At 44.2% G+C, this 5,661-nt stretch carries 6 protein-coding genes; 5 read left to right on the top strand and 1 reads right to left on the bottom strand.

Translation table 11 applies throughout. The annotated features are described in order from the left end of the window. Nucleotides 1-256 precede the first annotated feature (256 nt). The 3 genes from ilvN (at nucleotide 257) to ACTNBF_RS16070 (ending at nucleotide 2,708) form a co-directional block, all read left to right on the top strand. Nucleotides 257-757: an acetolactate synthase small subunit gene (gene ilvN, locus ACTNBF_RS16060; RefSeq protein ID WP_427808033.1), complete on the top strand. Its 501-nt coding sequence runs from the start codon at nucleotides 257-259 to the stop codon at nucleotides 755-757. Between the two features lie 114 nt (nucleotides 758-871). Further along, a complete protein-coding gene (gene ilvC / locus ACTNBF_RS16065; RefSeq protein WP_427808031.1) occupies nucleotides 872-1,888 on the top strand; it encodes a ketol-acid reductoisomerase in 1,017 nt (338 codons plus the stop codon). A gap of 178 nt (nucleotides 1,889-2,066) precedes the next feature. Then, entirely contained in the window at nucleotides 2,067-2,708 is a 642-nt protein-coding gene (locus tag ACTNBF_RS16070; RefSeq protein ID WP_427808029.1) for an orotate phosphoribosyltransferase, read from the top strand. Nucleotides 2,709-2,831: 123 nt separating this feature from the next. On the opposite strand, the gene rpsT is transcribed toward ACTNBF_RS16070, so the two are convergent. Next, nucleotides 2,832-3,095, bottom strand: coding sequence for a 30S ribosomal protein S20 (gene rpsT, locus ACTNBF_RS16075; protein WP_427820443.1), 264 nt, complete (start codon nucleotides 3,093-3,095; stop codon nucleotides 2,832-2,834). 185 nt (nucleotides 3,096-3,280) lie between these two features. Here rpsT and gpr point away from each other — a divergent pair, with 185 nt between their 5' ends. Continuing rightward, nucleotides 3,281-4,258: a GPR endopeptidase gene (gpr, locus tag ACTNBF_RS16080; RefSeq protein WP_427820442.1), complete on the top strand. Its 978-nt coding sequence runs from the start codon at nucleotides 3,281-3,283 to the stop codon at nucleotides 4,256-4,258. Nucleotides 4,259-4,327: 69 nt separating this feature from the next. Next, complete coding sequence (locus ACTNBF_RS16085; protein ID WP_441089670.1) at nucleotides 4,328-5,500, top strand: stage II sporulation protein P; 1,173 nt, start codon at nucleotides 4,328-4,330, stop codon at nucleotides 5,498-5,500. Nucleotides 5,501-5,661: the final 161 nt, after the last annotated feature.

The following is a 5,661-nucleotide window of genomic DNA, read 5'->3' on the forward strand; positions in this document are numbered from 1 at the left end:
TCCACCAATGGGCGGGGGATTTTTGAGAAATGATTTGCGTTTTTTTTTTTGATGGTTTATAACAAAGACAGGGGAACAGAGGGGGGGACTGGTTAATTTCCCCAATTGTGAGTCAATGAACCCTGACCCCCTGTCTCTCCCTTGTCAAATAGTAATGAAAATGATAAAATTTAAGAAAGTCACTTGACAAAGATATAGTGAATTGTTACAATAAAAAAACAGAACGCACTCTGTTTTTAGAAGAAAGAGGTATGTTATGAGAAAACAAGCGTATTCTATTTTAGTACACAATAACCCGGGACTTCTTAGCCGGATGGCAGGACTTTTTAGCCGTCGGGGGTATAACATTGAAAGCATCACGGCAGGAACGACTGCGGATCCGAGATTTACAAGAATTACGATCGTGGCAAGCGGTGACGAACAGATCCTTTCTCAGATTGAGAAACAGGTACGGAAGATGGAGGATGTGATTGATATCAAATTATTGAATACAACAAACTCTGTATGCCGAGAACTGATGATGATCAAGATCCGTGCAAATGCATCCCAGAGAGCGGAGATCATTTCCGTATCAGACATTTTCCGTGCGAAGATCGTAGATGTTGAGAAAGATTGTCTGATGATTGAATTGACGGGAACAGAATCCAAGTTGGAAGCATTTATGGAGCTTTTGGACGGATATGAGATTCTGGAACTGGCAAGAACCGGAATTACCGGGCTTACCCGTGGATCAGACGATGTTGTATACATAGATTAAAGATTGCGGGAGCGAAGAGGGAAGAACCGCAGACATTCATTTTTATCAGGAAGCTAGGGGCCTATCGCCTTTAACTATAATACAGAAAAAGCAAAGCTTAGGAGGAATATTAAAATGGCTAAAATTTTTTACCAGGAAGATTGTAATTTATCCGTATTGGAAGGACAGAAGATCGCAATTATCGGATACGGAAGCCAGGGACATGCACACGCTCTGAACCTGAAAGAATCCGGATGTGATGTCATCATCGGACTTTATGAAGGAAGCAAATCTTGGAAGAGAGCGGAAGAACAGGGCTTCCAGGTTTATACAGCAGCAGAAGCTGCAAAGCAGGCAGATATCATCATGATCCTGATCAACGATGAACTGCAGGCAGATATGTACAAGAAAGACATTGAACCGAACCTTGAAGAAGGCAACATGCTGATGTTTGCACATGGTTTCAATATTCATTACGGATGCATCACTCCTCCGAAGAACGTAGACGTAACCATGATTGCACCAAAAGGACCTGGACATACAGTAAGAAGCGAATATCAGGCAGGTAAAGGTGTTCCGTGTCTGGTAGCTGTAGAACAGGATGCTACAGGAAAAGCACTTGACAGAGCACTTGCATACTCACTTGGAATCGGTGGAGCAAGAGCAGGTGTCCTTGAGACAACCTTCAGAACAGAGACAGAGACAGACCTTTTCGGTGAACAGGCAGTTCTTTGCGGTGGTGTATGTGCACTTATGCAGGCTGGTTTCGAAACACTGGTAGAAGCAGGATATGATCCGAGAAATGCTTACTTTGAATGTATCCATGAAATGAAGCTGATCGTTGATTTGATCTATCAGAGCGGTTTTGCAGGAATGAGATACTCTATCTCCAATACAGCAGAATATGGTGATTACATCACAGGACCGAAGATCATCACAGAAGATACAAAGAAAGCAATGAAGAAGATTCTTTCCGATATCCAGGATGGTACATTCGCTAAAGAATTCTTACTCGACATGTCACCAGCAGGACGTCAGGTACACTTCAAAGCAATGAGAAAGAAAGCAGCAGAACATCCGGCAGAAGTAGTAGGCGAAGAAGTAAGAAAACTCTACAGCTGGAGCAACGAAGATAAATTGATCAATAACTAGTCGATAGGCAACGAGCCGGTCACATAAAAAGAAAGGATACCGCGAGTCATGCTTGCATGAACTCGCGGTATCCTTTCTTTTAAAGTATTCATAGGATGAATTGCATAAATCTCACCGTTATGTTATACTGAATTCAGTGATAATTCCCAAAATGAGTCGGAATTAAAGGAGGAATAAAATGGACGAGAGATTTGAAGATCTTCGCTCGACGAAGAACCCGAAAGCAAGAATTAAGATATTAAAGGGACATTTTGCAACCAGCCATTCTCACATCAATACATATATTGATATGTCTACGGTCAAAGTAAGACATAACAACTGCCGTGAGACGGCGAAGGTACTGGCGTCAGAATATGTAAGTACAACGATGGTTGATACGATCGTATGTCTGGAGGAGACGGATACCATCGGAACATTTATGGCGGAACAGCTTGCCGATATGAACCCGCTCTCTCTTAGTAAGGGAAACAATATTTCACTTGTAACGCCGGAATACCATGAGGGAGGCCAGATCATTTTCCGTGATAATAAGCAGAGAATGATTAAGGATAAGCAGGTGCTTCTGCTGGCAGCATCGATCACGACCGGTAAGTCTGTAAAACAGGCCATCGAGTCCGTGCTGTATTACGGGGGAACTGTTTGCGGAATCTGTTCGATCTTCAGTTCTGTAAGTAAAGTGGCAGGAATGGAAGTGAAGACGATCTTCACAAGTGCGGATCTACCGGATTATCGCGCATATAAGCCGCTCGAGTGTCCAATGTGTAAGGAAGGAAAGCGGATCGAAGCGATCGTGAACAGCTTCGGATATTCGAAATTGTAAAGGACATTATAAAGAGCAATCGGAGAAGATTTGCAGAATCGACTAAACAAAGGCAAATAAAAAAGACAACCACATGACGGAATGGTTGTCTTTTCCTATTTGCAAATTTATCTCGAAACGAAATTAAGCAATCTCGTTAACAGCCTTTGTTAAACGGGAAATCTTTCTTGCGCAAGTGTTTTTGTGATAAACACCTTTCGTTCCTGCTTTGTTGATTACAGAGATTGCTTCTTTTAAAGCAGCCTTAGCAGCTTCAGCATCTTTCTTAGCAACAGCAGTTTCTACTTTCTTCACATAAGTTTTCACTTTAGATTTGATTGCTTTATTTCTAGCTGTCTTTGTCTCAGTTACTAAAATTCTCTTCTTAGCAGATTTAATGTTAGCCATTTTCCGACACCTCCAAATTCTGATTCATTTCTTTCATTGCCGACAGAACGTGACACGGAACATCTGCCGAACACACTTATTTATTGTATTCGAATAAATATTTCTTGTCAATACATATTTTGTGTTTTTTGAGAAAAACTAGGAATAAATGCGGTAAAGTAAAACAGAAGGCAAGGGGGAACAGTATGATCGAGAAATACAGTATCCGGACAGATCTGGCTTTGGAGCAGAAAGAGCGTTTTGAATCGGACAATGTCGAGGTTCAGGGAGTATCTCTCACGGAAGAATATAATGAAGAACTGGAGATCCGTGTGACCACGGTGAAGATAGAGACGGAGAAAGGCGCGAAAATCATGGGAAAACCGGTGGGAAGCTATATTACCATGGAAGCGCCGAATATGGCGGTGCCGGATGAGGAGTACCATCGGGAGATTTCCAGGGAGCTTGCGAAATTTATCAAGGATATGGTGCCTGAAAAAGAGGAGGATTATCAGGTGCTGATCGTGGGACTGGGGAACCGGAAAGTGACACCGGATGCTTTGGGACCTTATGTTGTGGATAACCTGAATATCACACGCCATATTTTCAGGGAGTATGGAAAATATGCGATGGGGGAGGAAAAGGCGGAAAGTGTCAGTGCCATTGCGCCGGGGGTGATGGCGCAGACCGGAATGGAAACGGTCGAGATTATACGCGGGGTGGTTAAGGAGACGAACCCCGATTTCATTATTGCCATCGATGCGCTTGCCGCGCGGAATTCCAGAAGGCTGAACCGGACGATCCAGGTCGCGGACACCGGAATCCATCCGGGATCGGGCGTGGGAAATCAGCGCAATGCGATAACGAAAGAGACGGTCGGGATACCGGTCATTGCAATTGGGGTTCCCACGGTAGTGGATGCGGCGACGATTGTCAACGATACGATGGAGAATTTTCTTCAGGCGTTGGAAGAATCCGAGACGCTCAAGGGAGTCGGACTGGTCCTGCAGGGGTACAATGCTGCTGAAAAGTATGAACTGGTCAGGCAACTGATCTCCCCACATTTAAATGGAATGTTCGTGACGCCCAAAGACATTGATGAGACGGTAAAAAGGATCAGTTATACGATTTCAGAAAGTTTAAATATGCTGTTCGCCCATGAAGAAGAAAAGGAGAAGGAATAATCTGCCGCCACGTTGCATAAAATGGGAAAGCGAAGGTAATGTCGCAGGTTTGAAATCGAGGCGGAAAATATGAAAAAATGGCGGATGAGTACACTCCTTACGGGAATCATTATCTGCATACTCGGAGGCTATGTGCTCCTTAAGGGAAGCAGGCAGATCTGGAATTCATGGAAGCTGCAGATCGCGCAGGAAATTCAGGAACATGCGGAAATGATGTATTTTCCAGGGATCGCATGCAGCGAAAAACAGTCGGATAAACGATCGGTAAATGAATGGATCTCCGGGATGGCGATGAATCTTTTCCCGCTTGGTAAATATATAGGAAGTAAAAGTGATGCGGAGTCTGCGGTGGAGGATGAGGCTACCTATGAGATGCTGGTGAGAAGACAGGCTGAGGACGAAAACCAGGTGGACGAGAATGGAAATCTTGTAGGGCAGGATGAAAGCCAGATAACGCAGACACCCACTGTGGCGGCGGCAGATATTTCTCTGGAAAAACTGTCGGATTTTGAGTATCTGGTCAGCAGTTTCTATACGGTAGACAGCGTGACCTATGTGGAATCTTCGGACCTGAATGCGGCAGAGCTAATGAAGAAGGATATGAGGATCCAGGGAGATGCCGAAGGTCCGAAGATTCTCATTTTCCACACGCATTCACAGGAAAGCTTTATCGATTCCAATGGGGATCCATCGACCAGTATCGTGGGGATCGGAAGGTATCTGGCGGAGCTTCTTACAAACAAGTACCATATCGAGACCCTTCATCATGAAGGGGTGTATGACCTGATCGACGGCAAACTGGATCGAAGTGAAGCGTACGAGCTCGCAAAGCCGGAAATTGAGCGGATTCTGAAGGAGAATCCGGGAATCGAAGTCGTCATTGATCTGCATCGGGACGGTGTGAAAAGCACCACGCATCTGGTGACGGAGATTAACGGAAAGCAGACGGCGCAGATCATGTTTTTTAACGGTATGTGCAGAACCAGAGCGAACGGCAATCTGACGGGAATGACGAACCCATATATACAGGATAATCTGGCATTTTCTCTGCAGATGAAAATTGCTGCGGAATCGAAATATCCCGGATTTGCGAGACGGATTTATCTGAAGGGCTACAAATATAACATGGATCTCTGCTCGAAGATGCTGTTGATCGAAGCGGGAGCACAGACGAACACGGTGGAAGAAATGAGAAATGCCATGGAACCGCTTGCCGAGCTTTTGAATGATGTTCTGCAGTGAATTTTCGTGTTACTTGACAAAACAGGAAAGTTTGGGATAAAATTCATAACATCCTGTCTTTGACAGTTAGCAAAAGAAAAAATCGCTGTATCCCTTGCGCTTACTTGGGTACAGCGATTTTTATCGTTGTTATAGAGTATTGTAATTTATTTCCTTCCTTT

Source organism: Bariatricus sp. HCP28S3_A4, assembly GCF_052066395.1.
In the GTDB taxonomy this organism is placed as follows: Bacteria; Bacillota; Clostridia; order Lachnospirales; family Lachnospiraceae; genus Allocoprococcus.

Excerpts from the sequence above, each read along its gene's own strand:
- rpsT (WP_427820443.1), bottom strand. The coding sequence starts at position 3,095 with ATGGCTAACATTAAATCTGCTAAGAAGAGAATTTTAGTAACTGAGACA.
- gpr (WP_427820442.1), top strand. The coding sequence starts at position 3,281 with ATGATCGAGAAATACAGTATCCGGACAGATCTGGCTTTGGAGCAGAAA.
- ilvC (WP_427808031.1), top strand. The coding sequence starts at position 872 with ATGGCTAAAATTTTTTACCAGGAAGATTGTAATTTATCCGTATTGGAA.
- ilvN (WP_427808033.1), top strand. The coding sequence starts at position 257 with ATGAGAAAACAAGCGTATTCTATTTTAGTACACAATAACCCGGGACTT.
- ACTNBF_RS16070 (WP_427808029.1), top strand. The coding sequence starts at position 2,067 with ATGGACGAGAGATTTGAAGATCTTCGCTCGACGAAGAACCCGAAAGCA.
- ACTNBF_RS16085 (WP_441089670.1), top strand. The coding sequence starts at position 4,328 with ATGAAAAAATGGCGGATGAGTACACTCCTTACGGGAATCATTATCTGC.